General features: G+C 60.6%; 20 protein-coding genes and 1 riboswitch. Of the genes, 6 read left to right on the top strand and 14 right to left on the bottom strand.

Annotated features, from left to right (window positions below; translation table 11 throughout):
• Positions 1-13: 13 nt before the first annotated feature.
• Entirely contained in the window at positions 14-610 is a 597-nt protein-coding gene (locus VGC33_RS00485; RefSeq protein ID WP_331117896.1) for a TetR/AcrR family transcriptional regulator, read from the bottom strand.
• Between the two features lie 200 nt (positions 611-810).
• On the opposite strand from VGC33_RS00485, the gene VGC33_RS00480 reads away from it, so the two are divergent.
• Positions 811-1,590: an SDR family oxidoreductase gene (locus VGC33_RS00480; protein ID WP_331117894.1), complete on the top strand. Its 780-nt coding sequence runs from the start codon at positions 811-813 to the stop codon at positions 1,588-1,590.
• A 39-nt stretch (positions 1,591-1,629) separates the two neighbouring features.
• Entirely contained in the window at positions 1,630-2,385 is a 756-nt protein-coding gene (locus VGC33_RS00475; protein WP_331117892.1) for an SDR family NAD(P)-dependent oxidoreductase, read from the top strand.
• Here the strand turns inward: VGC33_RS00475 and VGC33_RS00470 are convergent.
• The 3 genes from VGC33_RS00470 to VGC33_RS00460 all read right to left on the bottom strand — a co-directional run bounded on the left by VGC33_RS00470 (position 2,375) and on the right by VGC33_RS00460 (position 5,194).
• On the bottom strand, positions 2,375-3,283 hold the full coding sequence (locus tag VGC33_RS00470) for an SDR family oxidoreductase (RefSeq protein WP_331117890.1): 909 nt from the start codon (positions 3,281-3,283) through the stop codon (positions 2,375-2,377). The genes VGC33_RS00475 and VGC33_RS00470 overlap by 11 nt on opposite strands.
• Before the next feature lie 311 nt (positions 3,284-3,594).
• Complete coding sequence (locus VGC33_RS00465) at positions 3,595-4,548, bottom strand: quinone oxidoreductase family protein (protein ID WP_331117888.1); 954 nt, start codon at positions 4,546-4,548, stop codon at positions 3,595-3,597.
• Between the two features lie 199 nt (positions 4,549-4,747).
• Entirely contained in the window at positions 4,748-5,194 is a 447-nt protein-coding gene (locus VGC33_RS00460) for a GNAT family N-acetyltransferase (protein WP_414636859.1), read from the bottom strand.
• 476 nt (positions 5,195-5,670) lie between these two features.
• On the opposite strand from VGC33_RS00460, the gene VGC33_RS00455 reads away from it, so the two are divergent.
• The 4 genes from VGC33_RS00455 to thiD all read left to right on the top strand — a co-directional run bounded on the left by VGC33_RS00455 (position 5,671) and on the right by thiD (position 8,703).
• Positions 5,671-6,402 carry a helix-turn-helix transcriptional regulator gene (locus tag VGC33_RS00455; RefSeq protein WP_331117886.1) on the top strand — a complete coding sequence of 244 codons (732 nt, stop codon included), beginning with the start codon at positions 5,671-5,673 and terminating at the stop codon, positions 6,400-6,402.
• A gap of 319 nt (positions 6,403-6,721) precedes the next feature.
• The gene (locus VGC33_RS00450) at positions 6,722-6,922 is read left to right on the top strand and encodes a hypothetical protein (protein ID WP_331117884.1); all 201 of its coding nucleotides are present in this window, start codon (positions 6,722-6,724) and stop codon (positions 6,920-6,922) included.
• 46 nt (positions 6,923-6,968) lie between these two features.
• Positions 6,969-7,069: riboswitch (TPP riboswitch) on the top strand.
• A 39-nt stretch (positions 7,070-7,108) separates the two neighbouring features.
• On the top strand, positions 7,109-7,903 hold the full coding sequence (thiM, locus tag VGC33_RS00445) for a hydroxyethylthiazole kinase (RefSeq protein ID WP_331117882.1): 795 nt from the start codon (positions 7,109-7,111) through the stop codon (positions 7,901-7,903).
• Positions 7,900-8,703 (top strand): bifunctional hydroxymethylpyrimidine kinase/phosphomethylpyrimidine kinase, encoded by an 804-nt coding sequence (thiD, locus tag VGC33_RS00440; protein ID WP_331117880.1) that lies wholly within the window; start codon positions 7,900-7,902, stop codon positions 8,701-8,703. The genes thiM and thiD overlap by 4 nt, the downstream gene beginning before the upstream one ends.
• On the opposite strand, the gene VGC33_RS00435 is transcribed toward thiD, so the two are convergent.
• The 10 genes from VGC33_RS00435 to VGC33_RS00390 form a co-directional block, all read right to left on the bottom strand.
• On the bottom strand, positions 8,650-9,564 hold the full coding sequence (locus VGC33_RS00435; protein WP_331117878.1) for a hypothetical protein: 915 nt from the start codon (positions 9,562-9,564) through the stop codon (positions 8,650-8,652). The two genes, thiD and VGC33_RS00435, sit on opposite strands and share 54 nt — an antisense overlap.
• Before the next feature lie 140 nt (positions 9,565-9,704).
• Positions 9,705-10,604, bottom strand: coding sequence for a lipid kinase YegS (gene yegS, locus VGC33_RS00430; protein WP_331117876.1), 900 nt, complete (start codon positions 10,602-10,604; stop codon positions 9,705-9,707).
• Between the two features lie 252 nt (positions 10,605-10,856).
• Entirely contained in the window at positions 10,857-12,245 is a 1,389-nt protein-coding gene (gene trhP, locus VGC33_RS00425) for a prephenate-dependent tRNA uridine(34) hydroxylase TrhP (RefSeq protein WP_331117873.1), read from the bottom strand.
• Between the two features lie 156 nt (positions 12,246-12,401).
• Positions 12,402-12,740 carry a YegP family protein gene (locus VGC33_RS00420; protein WP_331117871.1) on the bottom strand — a complete coding sequence of 113 codons (339 nt, stop codon included), beginning with the start codon at positions 12,738-12,740 and terminating at the stop codon, positions 12,402-12,404.
• Positions 12,741-12,824: 84 nt separating this feature from the next.
• The gene (baeR, locus tag VGC33_RS00415) at positions 12,825-13,532 is read right to left on the bottom strand and encodes an envelope stress response regulator BaeR (protein WP_331117869.1); all 708 of its coding nucleotides are present in this window, start codon (positions 13,530-13,532) and stop codon (positions 12,825-12,827) included.
• On the bottom strand, positions 13,529-14,914 hold the full coding sequence (baeS, locus tag VGC33_RS00410; protein WP_331117974.1) for an envelope stress sensor histidine kinase BaeS: 1,386 nt from the start codon (positions 14,912-14,914) through the stop codon (positions 13,529-13,531). Before baeS ends, baeR begins: the two co-directional genes overlap by 4 nt.
• Before the next feature lie 8 nt (positions 14,915-14,922).
• Positions 14,923-16,377 (bottom strand): multidrug transporter subunit MdtD, encoded by a 1,455-nt coding sequence (locus VGC33_RS00405; RefSeq protein ID WP_331117867.1) that lies wholly within the window; start codon positions 16,375-16,377, stop codon positions 14,923-14,925.
• A gap of 7 nt (positions 16,378-16,384) precedes the next feature.
• Entirely contained in the window at positions 16,385-19,471 is a 3,087-nt protein-coding gene (gene mdtC, locus VGC33_RS00400; protein WP_331117865.1) for a multidrug efflux RND transporter permease subunit MdtC, read from the bottom strand.
• A complete protein-coding gene (locus tag VGC33_RS00395; RefSeq protein WP_331117863.1) occupies positions 19,468-22,587 on the bottom strand; it encodes an MdtB/MuxB family multidrug efflux RND transporter permease subunit in 3,120 nt (1,039 codons plus the stop codon). Before VGC33_RS00395 ends, mdtC begins: the two co-directional genes overlap by 4 nt.
• Positions 22,587-23,825, bottom strand: a complete 1,239-nt coding sequence (locus tag VGC33_RS00390) for an MdtA/MuxA family multidrug efflux RND transporter periplasmic adaptor subunit (protein WP_331117861.1) — start codon at positions 23,823-23,825, stop codon at positions 22,587-22,589. The genes VGC33_RS00395 and VGC33_RS00390 overlap by 1 nt, the downstream gene beginning before the upstream one ends.
• Positions 23,826-23,975: the final 150 nt, after the last annotated feature.

Here is a 23,975-nt window from a genome sequence, read left to right as displayed (position 1 = left end):
CATCACAACGGGATTACGCGGATGGGGTCGCTGACGCCCAGGCGTTCAGGACATGGTCGGCCAGGTTGTCAAGCATCTGCCTGGTGGCGCCGGCCTTGGCCTGTACCGCCATTCCCTGGGCAATCGTCATCACGAACGCCGCCAAAATGGCGCAATCCGCCGCCGGCGCAAGATCCCCCTCGCGCCGCGCGGACTCCAGCCGGCGGCGCAGCGCACGTTCCGACGCGTCGCGGCGGCGGATAAGTTCGCGCCTGACGGGTTCCGCCTCGTCCGAACAGGCAAGGGCGCCGTTCAGCCCAAGACAGCCGGGATGGGCTGCGTTCAGGGTGTGCAGGTTAGCGCAACCGCGCAGGATACGTTCCACGACCCGGCGCGATGTCGGCTCTAACAGGGCTTCGCGCATAAAACCCATGTATTGGACCTCGTAGAGATCAAGCACCCGGTGGAACAACGCCTCCTTATTGCCAAAGGCGGAATAAAGACCGGGACGGGCGACGCCTGTGGCTTTCGTCAGGTCTTCGAACGAGGCTCCCTCATAGCCCTTTTGCCAGAAAACGGATAAGGCGGCGGCAAGCGCCTCGTCGGTATCAAACTCTCTGTGACGGCCCATAATCCCCCCGTATTGTTGAGCAAAATTCAGTAACGGTCATTATAAAACGCTTGACGCCCCCGACACAATACAATACCGTTCGTTATCGTAACGATCATTCTTAAATTAATCGTTGAATAAAGCAAAAATGGCGACGGCCGCACACCTTCGGGGGCCGGCGAGTCCTTCCCTCTGCACATTGCTTAATGAAAGGTATTCCTATGCAAGACAATGCAGCAATAATAAAACAGCCACTCGCCGGGAAAACCGCGCTCGTTACCGGTGGGGCGCGCGGCATGGGGCTGGAAATTTGTCGCCAGCTGGCCGCGCGCGGCGCGACGGTTGTTATCGGCGCGCGCGACGAAGCGAAGGCGCGGGACTGTGCCGACGCATTGCGCGGCCGCGGTTATCAGGCCGTGGGTATAAAGCTTGACGTCACCTCGGCCGAAGACCGTGAGGCGGCGTATGCGTATTTGTCAAAAACATACGCTTCTCTCGATATTCTTATCAACAACGCGGGCATCTGGCTGGACAGCGCCAATGCCGCCACGCCGCCAGACCGTCCGCCGAGCGCGGCGTCGGAGGCGGACGTTCGCGGCACGTTTGAAGCGAATTTTTTCGCGCCGGTGTTTTTGAGCCAGCGGTTGCTGCCGCTGCTGCGGCGATCGTCGGGCGCCCGTATCGTCAACGTATCAAGCATTCGCGGATCGTTAACGCACCTGTCCGATCCCGCGTCGCCGGTCTATCCGATAAAGGCGCTGGCTTACGATACCTCGAAAGCGGCGCTGAACGCCTTCACGATCCTGCTCGCCGAAGAGCTGCGCGGCAGCCACATCAAAGTGAATGCCATCCATCCCGGCTGGGTACGTACCGGGATGGGCGGCGGGCAAGCCGACCTGAGTCCGGAGGAAGGGGCGCGCACCGCGATCCTCTACGCCGGCCTAGATGACGATGGCCCGACGGGCGGATTTTTTTATCAGGACGAGCGGCTGCCCTGGTAGGCGCCGTCACACATTCATTAACCGAGCGGGGAGTTTGCTATGAACAACAGTCTGGCGGGAAAAGTCGCCTTGGTGACCGGTGGTTCAAGGGGCCTGGGGGCCGCTATTGCGGCGGCATTGGCCCAGCAGGGCGCGAGCGTGGCGATCACCTATGTGGCCTCGGCGGAAAAGGCCGCCGCGGTGGTGGCGAAACTTGAAAAGACGGGCGTGTCCGCCTTGGCCATCAGGAGCGATCAGGGCGACCCGGCCTCCGCCGGGCGGCTTATCGACCAGGTCGTCGCGCGCTTCGGCCGGCTTGATATCGTGGTTAACAATGCCGCCCTCGCTATTCAGGGCAAACGGATCGACGATCCCGAGATTGATAATGCGGCGCTCGATCGCCAGTGGCAGGTCAATGTGCTGGGGGTGGTGGCGACGATCCGCGCCGCCGCGCCGCGGCTGACCGAGGGCGGCCGCATCATTTCGGTTGGTTCGGGGCTGGGATCCCGCGTCGGTTTTGCCGGCACGACCGATTATGCGGCGGGCAAGGCCGCCATTGTCGGTTACACTAAAGGCGCCGCGCGCGATCTCGGTCCGCGCAATATTACCGTCAATGTCGTCCAGCCCGGCGTCATGGCGACCGATATGGCCGCGGGCTCGGCGGACAAGCTTCCGCCTTCGTTTATGGATACCCACGCCATCAACCGCTTCGCGACCGTTGAGGAAGTCGCCGCCGTCATCACTTTCCTGGCGGGGCCGGACGCCGGTTATATCACCGGATCGGTGGTTGACGTAAACGGTGGTTTCACCGCCTGACCGGGGAATCAAAATAGCGCTCGTGGTCCAGATCGGCAATCAGCCCTGGCTGCGCCGGTCGCCATCCCAGCTGTTCCCGGGTCTGCCGGCTCGATGCAGGGCTATTGAGCGCGGCGAAGTGCGCGAACCAGCCGAAGTGGTCGGCCGCTTCCCCGGCGCTCTTGGCCGCTATCGGCAGATTCAGGCGGCGGCCGATAACCTCGGCTATAGCGCGAAACGGCACGCCTTCCTCGGCAACGGCATGATAGCGGGCGCCCGCTATCCCCTTTTCAAGCACCAGCCTGAACAAATGCGCCGCGTCGAGCCGATGCACGGCGGGCCAAAGATTCAGCCCCTCGTCCACATACGCCGAGACGCCCTTTTCACGCGCGATGCCGATAAGCAGCGGCACAAAGCCATGATCGCCGTCGCCATGAACCGAGGGCGGCAGGCGCACCAGCGAGACGCGCGCGCCGCGCTTCGCCAGCGCGGCCACGGCTTCATCCGAGGCGACGCGGGGCAGGGCGTCGGAGCCGGCCTGGGGGATATCGTCCTCCGTGGCGCTACGGCCGAGCGACATCATCCCGGTGGCGGAGGTTACCACCAGCGGGCGGCCGGTGCCGACGACCACGGCGCCGAGCGCCTCGATGGCGCGGCGGTCTGTCGCGCAGCTTTCATTAAATTTTGCGAAGTCATGGATAAAGGCGGTATGAATGACGCCATCCGCCAGGGTCGCTCCGGCGCGCAGGCTGTCCAGATCCTCAAGGCTGCCGCGATGCGCCTGGGCGCCGGCGGCGATAAGCGATCCGGTCGCCGCCTCCGAGCGGGCAAGTCCGAGCACCTGATGGCCGGCGGCGATCAGTTCCTTGACAATGGCGGAGCCGACAAACCCGGTAGCGCCGGTAACAAAGACACGCATGGTAGATTCTCCTGCTATGGGCGAAGGTCTACTATCGGCTTGCCAGCCGCGCGGGTAAAGTCGTGACATTATACGGGTATATCCGCTAACAGGATAAACGGGAGCGGAAGTTATTCAGCCTCTCGCCCTGCCGGCGAGCGGCTGGATTGCATGGTTGGCATCCTGCCTCCAGGTGAAATAATCGGCCATTGCCGAAGCACCGGTCTTGCGCGGCGTTAAACGCAGGACTTAGCGTCACCTTCCGCTCCACCATGGGGGGTTGCAACTGCTGCTGGTGGAAGTGCCGCAGCGCCAATTAATCTGAACATCCTTTAAGGACGCAGTACGATGCGCGCGCCGGCGTCTTTGGCGGCCCAGGCCCGTGCCACCTCCGCCAGCGGCACGGATTGGGACGCTACGGTGAAACCTGCGGACGGGGCCGCCGCCAGTACGCCCTGGATGGACGCCAGCATGCGGGGAAACGGCACGCTGCCGATGCCGCTGCCCATTAGCTGGAGACCGGATGACCGCAGCGCGCCCCCCGGCAGAGTGATATCGGCTCCGCTTAACGACCCGATTTGCACAAAACGCACCGGTACGCCCTCCTGGCTGGCCCTCGCGGCGGCGATCATCAGCGTTTGCGCGCTTATTCCCCATAAATAGTCCAGGACGATATCCACGCGCTGGTGAAATTGATCTGCAAAGGCCTGTTCCTGGGCATGCGGATCCTGGACCAAGGCAACGGTGACATCGGCGCCAAGACGCCTGAGCTCGCCGAACGATGCGGTCTGGCGCCCCGTCGCGATAATTTTGCCGGCGCCAAGATGCCTGGCTATTTGTATGGCCAGGCGACCGGAGGTGCCGGTGGCGCCGTTAATCAAGACCGTTTCCCCGGCGCGCAGACGCGCGCGCTCCACCAGGGCCGCCCACGACGACATGCCCGGAATAGCCATGGCGGCGGCGGAGGCGTCGTCCAGTCCATCGGGTATGGCGATGCAATGCGCATCGTCCGCCAGGCAGCGCTCGGCCATGGCGCCATAAGGGTGCTGCGGCATCAGAAAATACACGCGTCGTCCATGGTGCGTGACGCCGGTTCCATCGATGCCGGGAATAAACGGCAGCGCGCCGTCGGAACTATAATGACTGCCCGCCGCGCGATTCCTGGTGATATGGCTCAGCGACGACGCGCTGACGCGTATCAGGCTTTGACCCGGCGCGGGCGCCGGTTCCCTGAAATCGCCGTAGACCGGGGGTTGGCCGGTCTCGGTTACGATTGCTGCTTTCATGGTACGCCGCACCCCTTGGTTCGAACTTGACCACCCCGGAGGCGGCATGGTTCAGATGGATAATATGTGTATTATGCACGCATATGGGCGCCAGGAAAAGCCAGGCGAAAAGATATTTTGCCGCCGCGCGGGAACGCCGGCTTGTCAATGGACGATCCGCGCGGGACGGCGGGTGGGGAAACGTGCCGGTGGCGAGCGGCTAAGCCTGGCGAACCCTGCGGTGCATCAGGTAATACTTGCCGTGTTCCGAGACGCCGGGTGAAATAATCTTCCAGCCGTGATGCAGGTAGAACTGCTGCGCGCCCACATTTTCCTGCAGGCATTTTAGCGCCATGGTGCCGCGGCAGAGCGGATAACATGCCGCCAGTAATGCGGAGGCCACGCCCCTGCGCTGCCAGGCGGGATCAACGAATAAGTTGTGCAAAAAACTGTCCGGCAGCCAGAGCGAGGCAAAACCGACAATATGGCCCTGCATCTCGGCGACGATGATTTTTTCATCGAACGTGGCGCCGTCAAAATCCTCCAGCCGCCAATGCCGGTTATCAAGCCAGGTCCAGCCCACCTTGCGGGCCGACAGATACAGGGTACGCAAAAAAGGGCGATCGGCTTCGCGGTAATCCCTGACAACCACATCCTCTTTTTTCATCTTCAACCTTAATGACCAATTGTTTATCAAATTACTCGGTATCCAGTCCATACCCGCCATACTGCAACTTGATGTATTTAGGGTACACACTATTTTTGGAACAAATAATTTTATGCTTATTATACCAATAGCGAAAGATTTGCTACGGTTGCGGCGGCGGATCGCCGGCCTGGCTCGCGATGGCGGAATTGCCGGCGGCTATCAACGGGCCGCAACTAGCTGAACGTTAAACCAGATGAAGAAAAACGCAGAATACCGCTGGGGATATACCGTCTTAAAACCCCGCTGGACGTCGGCGCCAGCCCAGGCCGGCAGTCATTAGCGCCGGAATGATTGATAAAGCTGTTAGAGGTTGCATCCATAGCGTGCCTCTTATATTATCCAAAATCCCACCGTTATTACACATAGAAGCATTTATTTATTACCTCTAATGGATAATAAATGATGAGTGTTAGTTAATATGGCAGGCATATTTTATGGAAAAATTCTTAGAGAATAATCAAGATTTTTTTATCCAGACGATGAAAAGAGAAATCAAAGTCTACCTTCAGCAAATATTCAAGAATGCCAACGCGTTCTGTTTCGCCTACTTTATGATGAATAAAGCTGATAACTTGCCGGCATCTATTATATCCGACTACCCCACCGGTTGGCTGAATCAATACTGCAGTTATGGTTATCAAAAAATCGATCCGGTCATGCTTATTGCCTGCCGGCGATTTACCCCCTTTTTATGGCCCGATAACCCGTCGATAATACAACAGCATAGCTTTTTCAGATTGTCAAAATATTACCGGCTGGACAGCGGCTACACCTTTACCCTGCATGATTGCGATAACAATCTGGCGACGTTGAGCATAAGCAACCGGCAGGGGAATGATGAATTCTATCATTTTATTGAGAAAAATAAGGAAAAGCTGCAGATGCTGTTGATTACTACTCACGATAAGGTATTGAATTTTATAAATAAAAATATTTCCGTTGTGACTTTATATACTGAAACGCCGCAGGTCCAGACACTGTCGCCACGGGAAAAAGAAGTGTTATTTTGGGCCAGTGTCGGTAAAACCTATGGCGAGGTGGCGACCATCCTGGCAATACGCGAGGGGACGGTAAAATTTCATATCAGAAATATTATTGATAAGCTTGGCGTCACTAATGCGAAACACGCCATTAGCCGGGCCACCGAACTGAAGTTATTTGGTTAACCTTGCGTTTATGATGGCGCCATGCGGCTATTGAAATTTCGTTAACGGTCAAGGCATTATTAATCAAGCGGCTAATGTAAAAAGTCATTCCCGATATATTGAATACCATTTATATAGTGTTTAGTTTAAGCGCATCACTGCGGAAAATTTGATGGTATCATTGGTTTTTTTTGCCGTGTTGAAGGTGGGTATGTTTAAATCCTGGCTTTGTTATTTATTAGCATTGATTTCATTATCAGCATATTCCTCTGAACGTCTCCATAAAAAAAATTTAATCGATTTCACGAATAATAAGCGGGTGGAGTGTGATGGTGAACCCGTGTGGCGCCTTTCCCTGCCGGTAGAGGGCGACGCCTGGCTTAGCGGCAGGCTCAGCGCGCTGGCCGAGGCGGGATTTGCCCGCCTGGAGCAGGGCGAGGGCGGAGCGCAGTGGTGGTTGACACCGGCAAACGCCGGCGGCCGGCGGCCCCATGGCGATTCGTGCTATGGCCGTATGTTAATCGACCCCAGTCTTCCTTGAGCAAAACCCCGCATTGATCTTTTACTCCGGTAACCGGATAATCAAGCAACTTGACTCGGGGTGTCCGCCGCCGTGCGCCGGACTGAGATTTTACCCGTATGACCTGATCTGGATAATGCCAGCGTAGGGAAGTCACGGCCTCATGTTCCGCCGGGTCCGTCTTCCAAAGCGCCGGCTGGGAGCATTATGATCGCCGAACCCACCGAATTGCCCGGCTTAGCCGCCGCGGATTCCCTTTCCCTGCTGCGCCAGCATGCACCCTTGGTCCATTGTATGACTAATGATGTGGTGCAGGCGTTTACCGCCAACACGCTGCTGGCCGTCGGCGCCGCGCCGGCCATGGTGATTGAAACGCGGGAAGCGCTTCAGTTCAGCGCCATGGCCGATGCCCTGCTGGTAAACATCGGCACGCTGACCGAACCCCGGGCAGAGGCGATGTTAGCCGCCATCGCTTCCGCCAATGATGCCGGCACGCCGTGGGTGCTGGATCCGGTGGCGGTGGGCGCGTTAGCCTTCCGCACCGAATTCGCCATGGGCGTATTGGCGTTGAAACCCGCCGCCATTCGCGCCAATGCCTCGGAAATCCTGGCGCTGGCCGGGCAGCCGGCCCTGGGACGGGGCGTGGATAGCGCCGACGATTCCCGCCACGCCTTGCCTTTCGCCCGGCGGCTGGCCGCGGACTATGGCACCCTGGTGGCGGTCACCGGCCGGGTGGATTTTATCACCGACGGCGATCGGGCCTGGTCTGTGACCGACGGAGACGCCATGATGACGCGTGTAACCGGCACCGGTTGCGCCTTATCGGCAGTCGTGGCGGCATGTTGCGCCCTGCCGGGCGATCGGTTGCAGCATGCGGCCGCCGCCTGCAGGTTCATGGCGCGGGCCGGGCGATTGACCGCGCGTGAAACGGCGGGGCCGGGCAGCTTCGCGGTGGGTTTCCTCGACCGGCTGTATGCCCTGCGCGGGGAGTATCTCCAATGAAGCGTTGCCATAACCTGCTCAGTATCGCCGGCACCGACCCCAGCGGCGGCGCCGGCATCCAGGCCGATTTGAAAACCTTCTCGGCGCTGGGCGCCTACGGGACGACGGTTATCACCGCGCTGGTGGCGCAAAATACCCGGGGCGTGCAGTCCATCTATCCCATCAGCGCTGATTTCGTCGCCGCGCAGCTGGATTCCGTGCTGGGGGACGTGCGTATCGACAGCGCGAAAATCGGCATGCTCGGGGACGCGGCCATCGTGCGCGCGGTAGCGGAAAAACTGCGGCAATATCCGATTCCCTACGTGGTTCTCGATACCGTGATGGTGGCGAAAAGCGGTGATTTCCTGCTGGCGCCGGACGCGGTGAGCGCAATGCGCGATGTATTATTGCCGCTGGCGTCCATCATCACGCCCAATCTGCCGGAAGCGGCGGCGCTGCTGGGCTGCCGCGCGGCCGCCAATGAAGAGGACATGCGCGCGCAGGGCCGGGCGCTGCTGGACCATGGCTGCCAGGCGGTGGTGATGAAAGGCGGACATTTGCACGGCGGGTCCAGTCCCGACTGGCTTATCACCGCCGCGGAAGAACGGCGTTTTGACGCCCCCAGGGTCAATACCCGTCACACCCATGGCACCGGCTGCACGCTGTCAAGCGCGCTGGCGGCCCTGCGTCCGCTGCATGACGACTGGGCGCAGACGCTGGCGGCCGCCAAAGACTGGCTGCAGCAGGCGCTGCTGCATGCGGATGATCTACAGGTCGGGCACGGCATCGGGCCGGTCCATCATTTCCACCAGTGGTGGTGACATGCCGGTTAAAATACCCTGGGCAAAGTTGAATAACGAGCGGGCGTCATGCAGGTGCTGCGCGTCAAAGGGGTTGAGCAGATAGCTGTTCTCGCCGCGGTGCGGCCGGATGCGCAGCGACGGCAGGGGAATGCCGCCCCGGTATTCCGGCACCGCCGTATAGATATATCCCGGCTGCATCTGGTTGTCTTCGTCGCGCCATAACAATTGCAGCGCCGGATAGGGGCCAAGGCAGCGGCCGATAAAGACATTTCCCGCCCAGAAGCCTTCGTAATCCCCGTCTTTTTGCAGCCGCTTACCGCTGAACTCCGGCGCGTTGATCATGCCTGACAGCTGGTCGGGCGTTAGCGTCTGCAGCAACTGGTTCCACAGCGGATTACCGTTTTCCAGCTGCCAGCAGGCCATGCCGATATAATCATTCAGCGCCTGCCAGTCCTGTTCCAGCATACGTTTGACCGGTTTATCGGTCATATTGCGAAACTGCATCAGCGGGCTGACCATTTCGCCCAGCGTGTTGTAGGTGATAAGCGTCATGGTGCGCGGATTGCGCCGCAGCGACAGCCACAGGATTATCTTGGGGATACGGAACTCAATCGACTGCACGCTAAGACGATACTGGTTTTCTTTGGTCAAGACAAAACCGTTGGAGGTGCCGCGTTTTTCGCGGTAGTTGTGGATGACCACCACGCTGTGAGGCCCCATCCAGCCGGTAATATAATGTTCTTTGTCACTCTGGGTGACTTTCATGTCCTCGACCATGCCGCACAGGCTTTTTTCCGTCAGCGTCTCCAGGGGATGGGCTTCCCCGGCGCTGTAGTAAAGCGTTTGCGGCGCGGGCAGGGTGGGTGAAAATGCTTGCATGATAACTTCCTGAACCAGCTACATAGCCTATAGATTACCCTAAGTTGTTATACAAATTCTTGTGCGCTGCGTCCCGGACTCTCATTAATGTGCGGAAGATCAAATCCCTGTCCCAACCGTTGGCGTCAGGCGCGGGTTTATCAGCCCAATAGCGGGCAAAGGGGCGGTAAACGGCATGCCAGCGCCCCTGGCAACAGGCTTATCAGGAATTTTTTGCCTTTTAGCGGCTCTCCGTCGAGGTTGAACGTCACTTCATGAGGCGACTCTATCTCAAGCCAGGGCAGGGACGCTGAAACAACGTGGGGATTTTGCTCATCGCTGGTCAGGCTGTTGAGGAGGATAGGCAGCAGTGCCTCCGAGGCAAATACGCGCAGTTGCAGCAGGCCGTCGTTTATCAACGCGTCCGGGCACAGCGCCTGGCCGCCGCCGGCCTGGCGGCCGTTGCCGACACCGATGACCAGTGCCTCGCCCGCCCAGTTAAAGCCCGGCCCCCGGATTTCGCAGCTGTCGGCCTTCAGGGTATCCATGCGCAGCAGGCCATGGATAAAATAGGAGGCGCCGCCCAGGGCGGACTTCAGTTTTGCCGGCGTTTCGGCGGTAATGCGGGTGCCGAAGCCGCCGGTGGCCATGTTGATAAAGTAGCGATCGTGGTTAACCTGGGCGATATCGATATCGACCGGCCTGCCGTTAATGGCCAGCATCAGCGCTTTATCCAGGTCCTGCGGGATGTCGCAGCTGAGGGCGAAATCGTTGGCGGTGCCCAGCGGCAGGATGCCCAGGCAGGGACGGCGCTCCGCGGGCAGCAGCGCCAGGGCGCCGGCGATTTCGTTGATGGTGCCGTCGCCGCCGCCGGCGATAACCGTGTCCACCCGCAGGCGGGCGGCCTCCTCCACGTAGCGCTGGGCATCCCCATGCTCCCAGGTGACGCGCACGTGCAGCGGATAACCGGCTTCCCGTTGCTGCTCCACCGCCAGTCTGAGCTCCTCGTTAGCCGCGCTTTTGCCATTTACGATAAGCAGTGACGTCTGAGTGGTTGCCATGGCAGATTCCTTCAATGGTTTCCCTAGAAAAAAATGATTTTCATGCAGAAATGATAATGCGTCATTAAAAGGTTTTCGCCAAATAAAAAGCCAGCTCAAGGGAGGATGAGCTGGCGAAAGAGGTGGTTCCTGGTGAGGCTGGGTCGTTGTTTTGCATTTTGATTCAGCAAGCGCATGATACGCTGCGCTGCCGGGTCGTATTGTGACCCAATTCTAATTTTCGAACGAGCAATGCTGATTTTTGCTGAACTATTAACCCGCGGTCATGTCAGACGCCGCGACGCGGCCATGCGGATTGCGCGTGGTGGTGCCGGGCAGGTTTCTCAGCAGGATGGCGAAGCGCACGTCGATAGCCTGCGGAATCGGCAGGTAGACCCGGTGGCCATTGCCCGGCGCCACGTCGGCGTCGGCGCCTTTGCCGGTAACGATGCGTTCAAGGGTAAAGCTGATATTGCCCTGCGGCGTCATCAGTTCCACGCTGTCGCCGCGGGAAAATTTGTTTTTCACGTCGACTTCCGCCAGTCCGTCGCGCCTGACGCCGGTAAACTCGCCGACAAACTGCTGGCTATCGGAAACGGAATAACCGTATTCGTAATTCTGCTGATCCTCATGCACGTGGCGGCGCAGGAATCCTTCGGTATAGCCCCGGTGGGCCAGGCCTTCGAGCGTGTTGAGCAGGGAGGCGTCAAACGGCTTGCCCGCCGCGGCGTCATCGATCGCCCGGCGATAGACCTGGGCGGTGCGCGCGCAATAATAAAAGGACTTGGTGCGGCCTTCAATTTTAAGCGAATGCACGCCCATCGCCGTCAGGCGCCCCACGTGCGCAACGGCGCGCAGATCTTTCGAGTTCATGATATAGGTGCCGTGTTCATCCTCGAACGCGCTCATATATTCGCCGGGGCGCTGGGCCTCTTCGAGCATGAAAACCTGGCCGGTCGGCGCGCCGAGGCCAAGCGTCGGCTCGACCCGGGCTACGGGGATAGGCTCATGCAGATGGACGATATTGCCCATATCATCTTCCTTGCCCGCCTGTACCTTATATTCCCACCGGCAGGCATTGGTGCAGGCGCCCTGATTGGGGTCGCGCTTATTCAGGTAACCCGACAGCAGGCAGCGGCCGGAATAGGCCATGCACAGGGCGCCATGGACAAACACTTCCAGCTCTATTTCCGGTACCTGCGCGCGGATTTCCTCAATCTCCTCCAGCGCCAGTTCCCGCGAGAGGATAACCCGGGTAAGCCCGGCCTGGTGCCAGAATTTTACCGTCGCCCAGTTTACCGCGTTGGCCTGGACCGACAGGTGGATGGGCATGGCCGGAAAGGCCTGGCGCACCAGCATAATCAGGCCCGGGTCGGACATGATCAGCGCGTCGGGACCCATTTCGACCACCGGCGCAAGATCGCGGATAAAGGTCTTCAGCTTGGCGTTATGCGGGGCGATATTCACCACCACATAGAATTTTTTACCCAGCTCATGGGCTTCCTGAATGCCTATGGACAGGTTTTCGTGATTGAATTCGTTATTGCGCACCCGCAGGCTGTAGCGCGGCTGGCCGGCATACACCGCGTCGGCGCCGTAGGCAAAGGCGTAACGCATATTTTTTAACGAACCGGCGGGAGAGAGTAATTCCGGAGTAAACATGATGAATCTCGTCTGATGTCAAGTCAGGCTGCCCAGGCGCGGGCAGTGCAGCACGGGATTTTAGCCCCTGGCGGGGAAAAGATCAGCAAAAACCGATAACAGGCGGGGTAAATTCGTCCCGCCGGGAAGGGGGTATGGGTTCCCGGCGGGACGGGTTCAGGTGGTCAAATCCATGATCTCTTTTGTGGCGGCGCATTCCATCGCGGCTTTAATGCCTCGCCGGGCGGCAGTCTCGGAATTGTACGGGCCGCTTTGACCGAGAATTTGATAATTACCGCCGCGCAAAATAAAATAGGCGTGCTGATCCCTGCTGCTTTTCAGCTCGTAGTTATTCTCGTCCGGGGCGTTATAACGGGCGAAATGGATGGCATTCTCCGCTGACGCCTTACTGCAAAAGGTGGCGCTCGACAGAATGATTTCGTCGTTATTTCCCTTCAATTTAAAGATGAAATGCCCGTTCCTCACTTTTTCCAGCTCATAATGTACGGTTGCCATGTGTGCTCCTCTTCAGCTTTTCACCGCGCTTACGCTAAAAAATAGTATAGGAGACGAAAATCACTTTCACCGTGGCTGAATCGGTTAAATTAACTCTCCAGGCTCGGCTTCCCAGCGGTAACCCATGCCGTAGACGGCGCGGATAAACACCACGCCGTCGGCCAGGCTTTCCAGCTTGCGGCGTAAATTCTTGATATGACTGTCGATGGTCCGGTCGGTCACCACGCGGTAATCGTCATACAGCTGGTTTAGCAGCGCCTCGCGCGAAAACACTTTACCCGGGGCGCCGGCCAGGATTTTCAGCAGGCGGAATTCAGCGGGAGTGAGATCCAGCGCCAGATCGCGGTAGCTGGCCTTGAACTTGTTCTCATCGATTTTCAACGGACTGGACGGCGGGAAAACCGCCGGACGATAGCAACGGCGCATGATGGCCTTGACCCTGGCGACCACTTCCCGCGGGCTGTAGGGCTTGCAGATATAATCATCCGCGCCGATCTCAAGCCCCAGCAGACGGTCGATTTCATCGGTCTTGGCGGTCATCATGATAATCGGCACATCGGAAAAACGGCGGATATCCCGGCAAACCGACAATCCGTCGCGGCCCGGCAGCATCAAATCCAGCAGCACCAGCGCGGCCGGCGTTTTCAGCAGGTAGTCGGCCACTTCGTCGCCGCGCGTCAGCCAATGGGTATGGTAATCCGCCGCCTGGAGGTAATCCACCAGCAATTGTCCAAGCTTGGGCTCATCCTCGACGATAAGGATGGTTTGCGGCGCGGTATCGAATTCGCTCATAGCGTCCTGGTTGTCCGTTGATCGAGCGGCAATTGTAGCGTGATTTGCAGCCCGCCTGAAGGCGAATGCGCGGCCGATATGCGTCCACCGTGGGCGTCGACGATATTCTGGCAAATCGGCAGCCCCAGGCCCGAGCCGCCGCTGGCGCGATTACGTGAGCCTTCGGTGCGGTAAAAACGTTCAAAAATCTGCGTAAGCTGCGCGTCCGCCACGCCGGGCGCGCTGTCCCGCCAGCGCAGCGTCAGGCTGTCGTCCCGCACCCATCCCTCGACGGCGACGCCGCCCGGGGCGTCGGTGTAGCGCAGGCTGTTCTCAAGCAGGTTGAGGAAGAGCTGGGTCAGGCGATCCGCATCGCCGAACAGCCGTGCGTTATCCGGCAGCGCCAGGGTCAGGTCCAGTCCTTTTAGCACAAAACGTTCCCGAAACGAGGCCGCCGCGATAGCCAGGATATGGATGGCGTCCACCCGTTCCTTGCGATAGGCCAGCGCGCCGGAGTCGGACAGGGAAAGCTGATGCAAATCGTCCACCAGCTTGGTCAGGATGGCGACCTCCGCTTGCAGCGAAGAAAGCGATTCGCCGGTGGGCTGGCGCACGCCGTCCTGCAGCGCTTCCAGCTCGCCGCGCAGTATCGACAGCGGCGTGCGCAGCTCGTGGGAAATATCGGCCATAAACTCGCGACGCATGGCGTCGTTTTTTTCCAGCGACATGGCCAGTTGGTTAAAGTCATTGGCCAGCCGTCCCAGCTCATCCTGGGTGCCGGTCTCCACCCTGGTGGAAAAATTGCCGGCGGCCAACTGGTGGGTGCCGCTCACCAGCCGCTTGACCGGCGCCAGCAGTCCGCGCGCGGTCAGCCAGGTCACCGCCGCCGCCAACAGTCCGGCCAGCGCGACAATCAGCCAACTGGTGCGCCGCTGCTGGGCGTCAAAACTGATATCCGCATCGCGGGTCAGGCGCTCCACCGGCGTCGACATCACCCAGCCGACCAGGTTGCCGTTAACGTTAATCGCGCGGCGCGGGCCTTCATCCGGCAGCGGGCCGCCCGGCCCGACCAGCTTTTGCCGCTGCGCGTCCACCACCCAGATTTGCGTGCGCAGGCCATGGGGCGGCAGGTTTTTGCCCTCGTCCAGGTTCTGTTCAAAAGAACGCAGCAACTGATAGACGAAACGATCGTTATTGCGCAGGAAACGCCAGTCGCCGTGCAACTGGTACTGGTCGGCCAGCGCGTTGCTCAAAAGCTCGATGCGCTGGTTATTGCTGCGTTTGATGTAATCGATGAAACCACGCTCGAAGCTGACGCGCACGCCCCAATGCATGGTAATCACCACCAACATGCAGGTGGCGAAAATGGCGAGGAACAGTTTTGCGGTAATACCGAATTTCATCATACGCCTCATTGGCCCTTAGGGTCGCTTTGGGACAATAGCCCATTGGGCGAAGTGTCCGGCGGCACGCGCATAAATACCAGCGCCGGCAGGGCGATCACCACCGCCATGCATAAATAGGTGGCGATAAACACGCCGTGGATATCATGGGTCGCCAGCGGCGCCTGACCGCCCGCAAACAGGCCGAGCAGGATGCCCACCGTGGTGACGCCGAGGCTCATGGACAACTGCATCACCATCGATAACAGGCTGTTGCCGCCGCTGGCCAGGGGGTCGGGCAGATCCTTGAGCGTCAGGGTGTTCATCGAGGTAAAGCGCATGGCGTTAACCACGCCCTGGAAAAACAGCACCATCGGGATGGCGTAGGTCCAGCCCGCCAGCGCCACCAGCGGAAACAGCAGGCTCACCACCGCCAGCCCGAGCGTGGCGCCGGTCAGGACATTGCGGTAACCGGCGCGATTGACCAACTGCACGATAATGCGTTTGGTGCCCATGCTGCCAATCACCATCGGAATCATCATCAGCCCGGCGTGAAATGGGGTATAGCCCATGCCGAGCTGCAAAAACAGCGGCGTCATAAACGGCAGCATGCCGCTGCCGATGCGTCCCAGCAGGCTGCCGAGCAAACCGATGGAAAAGGTCCGGGTCTCGAACAGCCGCAGGTTAAACAGCGCGTTTTCATTGCGCCTCGCGTGCAGCCAGTAGCCGATAAGCGACAGCACGCCGGTCAACATCAGGCCGGCGATCCAGGCCGGGGCGATGTTCAGGCCTTTATGGCCTTCAAGCCCCAGGGTCATGGTGGCCATGCCCACCGCCAGCAGGAAAAAACCGCTGATATCGAAGCCGCGGGTTTCCATTTTGTAGTTCGGCATCAGCAGCCAGGTAATCAGCGCGCCGATAAGCCCCACCGGCAGGTTGATAAGGAAGATCCAGTGCCAGCTGGCGTATTGCACCAGGAAACCGCCCAGCGAAGGACCGATCAGCGGCCCGATCTGTCCCGGCATGGTGACAAACGCCATCGCCGCCATATATTGCGAGCGCGGCACGATTTTCATTACCGTCAGGCGGCCCACCGGCACCATCATCGCGCCGCCGATACCCTGTATTACCCGCGCCAGCACCAGCGCCTGCAACGACTCGGCCCGGGCGCACAAGAGCGAGCCCAGGGTAAACAGCACGATGGCGCTGAAAAAAACTTTTTTCACCCCGAACCTGTCCGCCAGCCAGCCGCTGGCCGGCAGCATCACCGCCACCGTCAGCACATAGGAGACGATAACCGAATGCATGTGCAGCGGGTTTTCCTTCAGGCTATGGGCCATGGAAGGCAGGGCGGTATTGACGATGGTGGTGTCCAGCGTTTGCATAAAAAAGCCAAAGGCCACCGTCCACAGCTGCCAGTGCACCGAGGCGGAGGGCCGGGGTTCGGCCGGGGCGGTTTTATGGTGAAACGGATGCCATTGCATGTCGCGGTTACTCTTGCTCGGGGATAACAATGCCGGCGCGTGACGGACGGCCTTTCAGTCGCAATTTATCAAAGAACAGATAAATTACCGGCGTGGTGTACAGGGTCATCAACTGGCTGACCACCAGCCCGCCGACGATGGTAATGCCCAGCGGCTGGCGCAGTTCGGCGCCGTCGCCGCTGCCGAGCACCAGCGGCAGCGCGCCGAACAGCGCGGCCAGGGTGGTCATGAGTATCGGGCGAAAGCGCAGCTGGCAGGCCTGGAAAATGGCATTCGACGCGCTGATGCCGCTTTGCCGCTGGGCGGTCAGGGCAAAGTCCACCATCATGATGGCGTTCTTTTTGACGATGCCTATCAGCAGCAGGATGCCTATCATCGCAATCAGGCTGAACGGGGCGCTGAATGCCGAAAGCGCCAGCAGCGCGCCGATGCCCGCCGAGGGCAGGGTGGACAGGATGGTCAGCGGATGAACATAACTCTCATAGAGTATCCCCAGCACGATATACACCGTGGCGATGGCGGCGATAATCAGCCACAGCTGGGATTGCTGGGTCTGCTGGAACACCTTGGCGGTGCCGGCAAAGGTGCCGCGCACGCTTGCGGGCACGCCCAGCCCGGTCATGGCGCGCTCGATGGCGTCCGAAGCGGTGGACAGCGCCACGCCTTCCGGCAGATTAAAGGCGATGGTCGAGGCCGCGGACAGGCCCTGGTGGTTCACCGACAGCGGCGCGTTGGCCGGTTGCCATTGGGCGAACGCCGACAGCGGGATCGGCCGGCCCGCGCTGTTTATCAAAAACATCTGGTCCAGGGCGCTGGGGTCCTGGGTATAGGCCGGCGCCACCTCCATCACCACTTTATATTGATTCAGCGGCTGGTAGATGGTAGAGATCTGCCGCTGGCCGAAGGCATTGTTGAGCAGGTTGTTGACGTCGGAAACCGCCAGGCCCAGGCTTGACAGCACATCGCGATTATAGACCAGGCCCAGCTCGGCGCCTTTATCCTGCTGGTCGGAGTTGACATCGGCCAGCTCGGGCAGCGCCGCCAGCGCCAGACGCACCTTGGGCGCCCAGGTGCGCAGATCCTCCAGGCTGTCGGCCAGCAGCGTATACTGGTAGGCGGCGTTGGACTCCCGTCCGCCGACGCGAATATCCTGTACCGCCGACAGGTACAAATCGGCGCCCGGCTCCTTGGCGAGCCTGGCGCGCAGGCGGGCGATAATTTCCTGCGAGTTGTCCCGGCGTTCGGATAACGGCTTCAGGGAAATATACATCGACCCGGCGTTGGTGCGCGAGCCGCCGGTATAACCGGTGACATTATCCACCGCCGGATCGGCCGCCACGATGCGCATAAAATCCTGTAGCTTGCCGCGCATCGCCTGGAAGGAAATACTCTGATCGGCCTGGATAAAACCCTGGATCCGCCCGGTGTCCTGCTCCGGCATCAGCGTCTTGGGGATGGCGATATACAGCCATACGTTCAGCGCCAGGGTGGCCAGAAACAGCGCCAGCACCCAGCCGGCGTGTGTAAGCACCCAGCGCAGCGAGCGGGCGTAGCCGCCCTGCAGCCGCAGGATCAGGGCGGTAAACCGATCCGGTTTTTTACCGGCGCGCGCGGGCTCCTTGCCCAGCAGGCGGGCGCAGAGCATCGGCGTCAGCGTCAGCGACACCACCAGGGAAATCATGATGGCCACCGACAGCGTCACGGCGAACTCGCGGAACAGCCGGCCGGGCAGGCCGCTCATCAGCAGCAGGGGGATAAATACCGCCACCAGCGACAGGCTCATCGACAGCACGGTAAAACCCACTTCGCGTACCCCCAGCAGGGACGCGGCCAGGGGCTTCATGCCGGACTCGACGTGACGGGCGATATTCTCCACCACCACAATGGCGTCATCCACCACAAATCCGGTGGCGATGGTGAGCGCCATCAGCGAAATCGTGTTCAGGCTAAACCCGCACAGGTACATGGCGGCAAAGGTGCCGATAAGCGACACCGGCACGGCCAGCGCCGGGATCAGGGTGGCGCGCCAGGAGCGCAGGAACAGCTTTACCACCAAGATCACCAGCGCCACCGCGATGACCAGCGACTGCTCCACCTCGTTAAGGGAGGCGCGGATGGTGGGCGAGCGATCCTGCGCCACGCCCAGGTCAATGCCGGCCGGGATCGAGGCGCGCAGGGCCGGCATGGCCGCCCGGACGCTTTGTACCGTGGAGATGATATTGGCGTCGGGCGCGCGGAAAATCACGATAAGTATCGCCGGCTTGCTGTTCGCCATGCCGGCGTTGCGCACGTCCTGTACCGCATCGCGTACCTCGGCCACGTCCCGCAGCCGCACCGCGCCGCCGTTGTGGTAATGCACGATCAGCGGCTGGTATTCACGCGCCTTGTAGAGGGCATCGTTGGTGCGGATTTGCCAGCGGGATTGGCTATCCTCAAGCGCCCCCTGCGGACGTCGGACGTTGGCCCGGCTGATGGTCTCGCGCACCTCGTCCAGCGACACGCCCTGGTTAAACAGCGCCTGGGGATTAAGCTCGACCCGCACCGCCGGCAGCGAACCGCCGCCGACCGTCACATTGCCGACGCCGTCCATTTGGGAAATGTTCTGCGCCAGCTGGGTGGAGGCGATATCGTAGAGCTGGCCCTGGCTATAGGTATCCGAGGTCAGGGTCAGGATCATGATCGGCGCGTCGGAAGGGTTGACCTTGCGGTACTGCGGCCGGTTGGGCATGCCGCTGGGCAGCAGGCTTTGCGCCGCGTTCAGCGCCGCCTGCACGTCGCGCGCGGCGCCGTTGATATCGCGGTCAAAGTCAAACTGCAGGATAATGCGCGTGGAACCCAGGGCGCTGGAGGAGGTCATTTCGTTGACGCCGGCCACATGTCCCAGCGCGCGCTCCAGCGGCGTGGCAACGGAGGAGGCCATGGTTTCCGGCGAGGCGCCGGGCAGCGACGCCGTCACCAGCAGCACCGGGAAATCCACCTGCGGCAGCGGCGCCACCGGCAGCAGGCGAAAGCCGATAACCCCGCATAATGCAATCGCCAGCATCAGCAGCAGCGTGGCCACCGGACGGTAGATAAACAGGGCGAAGAATTTCATGTCGGCTCCGGCTTATCGGCGACAGGCCGGCCGCGACGCGACAGGCGGTCGAACAGCAGGTAAATAACCGGTGTGGTAAACAGCGTCAGCACCTGGCTCACCACCAGCCCGCCCACCATGCAAATGCCAAGCGGCCGGCGCAGCTCCGCGCCCACCCCGGTGCTGAACATCAGCGGCAGGGCGCCGAACAGCGCGGCAAGCGTGGTCATCAGGATCGGCCGAAAACGCAGCAGGCACGCCTGGAAAATGGCGTCATAAGGCGTCATGCCTTTTTCCCGTTCGGCGGCCAGCGCAAAGTCGATCATCATGATGGCGTTTTTCTTGACGATGCCTATCAGCAGGATGATACCGATAATGGCGATCACATCCAGCTCGTGACCGGACAGGATCAGCGCCAGCAGCGCGCCCACCCCGGCGGTGGGCAGCGTGGAAAGAATGGTGACCGGATGGATAAAACTTTCATACAGCACGCCCAGCACGATATACACCGCCACGATGGCCGCCACGATAAGCCACACGGTGCTCGAAAGCGCCGATTGGAAGGCCAGCGTGCTGCCCTGGAAACGGGTGGTCACCGACTCGGGCACGTCCAGGTCCTGCTGCGCCTGGTTGATGGCCTGCACCGCATCGCCCAGCGCATAGCCGGGGGCGAGATTGAACGAGACGGTGGCGGCCGGGAATTGCTCAAGGTGGTTGATGGACAATGCGCCGAGCCGCTGCTGCACGCTGCTGATGGCGCTGAGCGGCACAATATTGCCGTCGGCGCCCTTGATGCGGATATTGTCGAGCGCCGCAAGCCCCGGGAGCTGATCGGAATCCTGCTCCAAAACCACGCGGTATTGATTGGCCTGGGTATAGATAGTCGAGATCAGGCGCTGGCCGAAGGCGTTGTAGAGCGCGTTCGCCACGTCCGACATGCTGATGCCCAGGCGGCTGGCGCTGTCGCGGTCCACCTTGATATAGGCTTCCAGCCCGCGATCCTGCAAATCGCTGCCGACATCGCGCAGCTGGGGCAGGCTTTGCAGCCGGGTAAGCAGCGGCGGCACCCATTTGCCCAGATCGGCCAGCGACAGGGATTGCAGGGTAAACTGATACTGGGTGTGGCTTGGCTGGGTATCGATGGTCAGGTCCTGCACCGGCTGCAGGTAAAGCCGGATGCCGGTCAGGCCGGCGGTCGCCCGCTGCAGGCGATCGATCACCACGCCGATCCGGTCCTGGCGTTTATCCAGCGGCTTTAGATTGATTTGCAGCCGTCCGCTGTTCAGCGTGGCGTTGGTGCCGTCCACGCCAATCAGCGAGGAAACGCTTCGCACCGCCGGATCGCGCATTATCACCGACACCACTTCCTGCTGGCGCCCGGACATATTACTGAACGAAACGCTCTGCTCCCCCTGCACCGTACCCAGGATGACGCTATTGTCCTGGGTGGGGAAAAAACCTTTCGGAATAACCAGGTACAGGATAATGGTCAGCGCCAGCATGGCAATCGCCACCGACAGCGTCAGCCAGGGGTGGTGAAGCACCCTGCGCAGCCATCGGCCGTAGCCGGCGACCAACCGTTCAAACAGCCGCTCGCAGGCAAGGGTAAAGCGGTTCTGCCGGCGCAGGGTTTCGTAACTTAGCATCCTGGCGCACATCATCGGCGTCAGGGTCAGCGACACCACCGCCGAAATCAGAATGGCTATCGCAAGCGTTACCGCAAATTCCCGGAACAGCCGCCCGACGATATCGCCCATGAACAGCAGCGGGATAAGCACCGCGATTAACGACACGGTCAGGGAGATAATGGTAAAACCAATCTCGCCGGCGCCCTTCAGGGCCGCCGCCATGGGTTTTTCCCCCTGCTCGATATAACGGGAGATGTTTTCGATAACCACAATGGCGTCATCCACCACAAAACCGGTGGCGATGGTCAGCGCCATCAGGGTCAGATTGTTGATGGAAAAGCCAAGCAGGTACATCACGCCAAAGGTGCCCACCAGCGACAGCGGCACGGCCACGGCCGGTATAATGGTGGCGGCGGCGTTGCGCAGGAACAGGTACATCACCATTACCACCAGCGCAATGGACAGCAACAGTTCAAACTGCACATCGCTGACCGAGGCGCGGATATTGTCGGTACGGTCGGCCAGCAGCGAGACGGTCACCGACTTCGGCAGGCTGGCGGTTAACGCCGGCAGCAGGGCGCGAATGCTGTCGGCGGTGGTAATGACGTTGGCGCCGGGCTGGCGCTGGATATTGATGACAATGGCCGGCTGGCGGTTGGCCCAGGCGCCCAGTCGGTCGTTCTCGGCGCCCTGCTCGATGGTCGCCACGTCGCGCAGCCGCACCGGCGCGCCGTTGCGCCAGGTGACGATAAGCCGGCGATAATCCTCGGCGGATTTCATCTGATCGTTGGCCGACAGGGTAACCGAGCGTTCAGGCCCGTCCAGGCTGCCCTTGGCGGAGTTGACGTTGGCCGCGTCGATGGCGGTACGCACGCTTTCGCTGTCCAGGCCGTAGGCCGCCAGGGCGGGGGCGTTAAGCCTGACCCGCACCGCCGGGCGCTGTCCGCCGGAAATCGAGACCAGGCCCACGCCGCCCACTTGGGAAATCTTCTGCGCCACCCGGGTTTCCACCATATCCTCGACCTGGATCATCGACATGGACGTCGAGGTGACCGCAAGCGTCATGATCGGCGGATCGGCGGGATTGACCTTGCTGTATACCGGAGGATTGGGCAGATCGACAGGCAACAGGTTGGTGGCGTTATTGATGGCCGCCTGCACTTCCTGTTCCGCCACGTCAAGCGGCAGCGACAGCTGGAACTGCAGCGTGACCACCGATGCGCCGCCCGAGCTTTGCGACGCCATCTGTTTCAAGCCCGACATCTGGCCGAACTGCCGCTCCAGCGGCGCGGTGATGGCGGAAGTGACCACGTCCGGGCTGGCGCCGGGATACAGGGTCACCACCTGGATGGTCGGGTAGTCCACCTCGGGCAGCGCTGACACCGGCAGCGTCCGGTAACCCAGGATCCCGGCCAGCAAAATGGCGATCATCAAAAGCGTAGTGGCGACCGGGCGCAGGATAAACAGGCGCGAGGGACCGCCGTTATGGCTGGACGGCAACACCTCCATCAGGATTTTTCCCCGCGGCGCGCGGAAACGCGGACGCCGGCGGCGGGCTGGGTGCTGGCGGGGGCGATAACGTCGACCTTGATCCCCTCGGTAAGCCGGTCGAGGCCGTCGGTAACCACCCGCTGTCCCGCCTGCAAACCGGCGGTGATGACCACCTGCTGGCTATCTTCCATACCGGTGGTGACCCGGTGTTTGCTCACCTGGTTTTCATCGTTCAGCACCCAGACAAAATGACCCTCGTTGCTCATCTGTAGCGCGGCGGGGGGAATGACCACCGCGTTTTGCAGGGTGTCCACCTTCATGCGGATATTGACGAACTGATTGGGAAACAGGCTGTCGCCGCTATTGTCAAAGCGGCCCTTAAGCCTTACGGTGCCGGTGGTGGGGTCGATTTGGTTGTCCAGGCTTAATAACGCGCCCTCGGTAAGCTTGACTTTATTGGTGCGATCCCACACTTCAATCAGCGGCGCGTTGCCGCTTTTTTGCGCGCCGACGACGCTTGGGATATCGCTTTCCGGCAGCGTAAACAGCACATCGATCGGCCGCGTCCGCGTCAGCACCACAATGCCCGTGGCGTCGCCGCTGGTAATAAAGTTACCCACGTCCACCTGGCGCAGCCCGACCCGGCCGTCCATCGGCGCGGTAATGCGGCTGTAGTCCAGCTGCAACTGGGCGCTGGCCACCGCCGCCTGGTCCACCAGCAGGGTGCCCTCGGCCTCGCGCACCAATGACTGCTGGCTATCGAGCTGTTGCCGGGAGACCAGGCTGGTTTTGACCAGTTGCTGATAGCGCGCCAAATCCTGCCGGGCGTTGGCAAGCGTCGCCTGATCTTTCGCCAACTGTCCCTTGGCCTGCATGAGCGCCACCTCGAACGGGCGCGGATCGATTTGCGCCAATAGCGCGCCTTGTTTAACCCATTGGCCCTCGGCGAAATGCAGCGACATCAGCTGGCCGTCCACCCGGCTCCTCACGGTGACGGTGCCGGCGGCGGTGACGGTGCCCAGGCCGGTGAGAAACAGCGGCACCGATTTAGCCTGCGCGGTGGCGGCCTGCACCGGCGACAGCGTCTGCGGGTGGCGCCCCGCGCGCCCGCCGGCGCGACGGCCGGTCTCCGGCCGCGCGTCGGGCGCGGCGTCGGGCTGTCCCTTGACATGGCGCCAGACGAAAAACGCGCCGATAAGGATGATGAGCAGCGTCGTTATCAGCAGCAATAAGCGTCCATTGCGTTTACCCTTCATGTATCGCTATACCTGTAATCATGCGGACAAGGCATCAGAATCGCACGTTCCTGCATAAAATGAGAATGGTATACCCAGTTTAGACAAAAAAACGCGGGTAAAAATGGAGGAAGTGTGGAGGTATTGTCAGGGTTTGTAGCCATGCGATAA

Source organism: Acerihabitans sp., from assembly GCF_036398755.1.
Lineage (GTDB): Bacteria > Pseudomonadota > Gammaproteobacteria > Enterobacterales > Enterobacteriaceae > Acerihabitans.
The sequence above is the reverse complement of the archived record's forward strand: the minus strand, read 5'-3'. Positions and strand labels throughout refer to the sequence as shown.

Coding starts and splice junctions, on each gene's coding strand:
- VGC33_RS00460 (WP_414636859.1), bottom strand. CDS start 5,194: ATGAAAAAAGAGGATGTGGTTGTCAGGGATTACCGCGAAGCCGATCGC.
- VGC33_RS00390 (WP_331117861.1), bottom strand. CDS start 23,825: ATGAAGGGTAAACGCAATGGACGCTTATTGCTGCTGATAACGACGCTG.
- thiD (WP_331117880.1), top strand. CDS start 7,900: ATGAAGCGTTGCCATAACCTGCTCAGTATCGCCGGCACCGACCCCAGC.
- VGC33_RS00405 (WP_331117867.1), bottom strand. CDS start 16,377: ATGCAATGGCATCCGTTTCACCATAAAACCGCCCCGGCCGAACCCCGG.
- VGC33_RS00475 (WP_331117892.1), top strand. CDS start 1,630: ATGAACAACAGTCTGGCGGGAAAAGTCGCCTTGGTGACCGGTGGTTCA.
- VGC33_RS00480 (WP_331117894.1), top strand. CDS start 811: ATGCAAGACAATGCAGCAATAATAAAACAGCCACTCGCCGGGAAAACC.
- mdtC (WP_331117865.1), bottom strand. CDS start 19,471: ATGAAATTCTTCGCCCTGTTTATCTACCGTCCGGTGGCCACGCTGCTG.
- thiM (WP_331117882.1), top strand. CDS start 7,109: ATGATCGCCGAACCCACCGAATTGCCCGGCTTAGCCGCCGCGGATTCC.
- VGC33_RS00455 (WP_331117886.1), top strand. CDS start 5,671: ATGGAAAAATTCTTAGAGAATAATCAAGATTTTTTTATCCAGACGATG.
- VGC33_RS00420 (WP_331117871.1), bottom strand. CDS start 12,740: ATGGCAACCGTACATTATGAGCTGGAAAAAGTGAGGAACGGGCATTTC.
- VGC33_RS00485 (WP_331117896.1), bottom strand. CDS start 610: ATGGGCCGTCACAGAGAGTTTGATACCGACGAGGCGCTTGCCGCCGCC.
- trhP (WP_331117873.1), bottom strand. CDS start 12,245: ATGTTTACTCCGGAATTACTCTCTCCCGCCGGTTCGTTAAAAAATATG.
- yegS (WP_331117876.1), bottom strand. CDS start 10,604: ATGGCAACCACTCAGACGTCACTGCTTATCGTAAATGGCAAAAGCGCG.
- VGC33_RS00470 (WP_331117890.1), bottom strand. CDS start 3,283: ATGCGTGTCTTTGTTACCGGCGCTACCGGGTTTGTCGGCTCCGCCATT.
- VGC33_RS00435 (WP_331117878.1), bottom strand. CDS start 9,564: ATGCAAGCATTTTCACCCACCCTGCCCGCGCCGCAAACGCTTTACTAC.
- VGC33_RS00395 (WP_331117863.1), bottom strand. CDS start 22,587: ATGGAGGTGTTGCCGTCCAGCCATAACGGCGGTCCCTCGCGCCTGTTT.
- baeS (WP_331117974.1), bottom strand. CDS start 14,914: ATGAAATTCGGTATTACCGCAAAACTGTTCCTCGCCATTTTCGCCACC.
- VGC33_RS00465 (WP_331117888.1), bottom strand. CDS start 4,548: ATGAAAGCAGCAATCGTAACCGAGACCGGCCAACCCCCGGTCTACGGC.
- baeR (WP_331117869.1), bottom strand. CDS start 13,532: ATGAGCGAATTCGATACCGCGCCGCAAACCATCCTTATCGTCGAGGAT.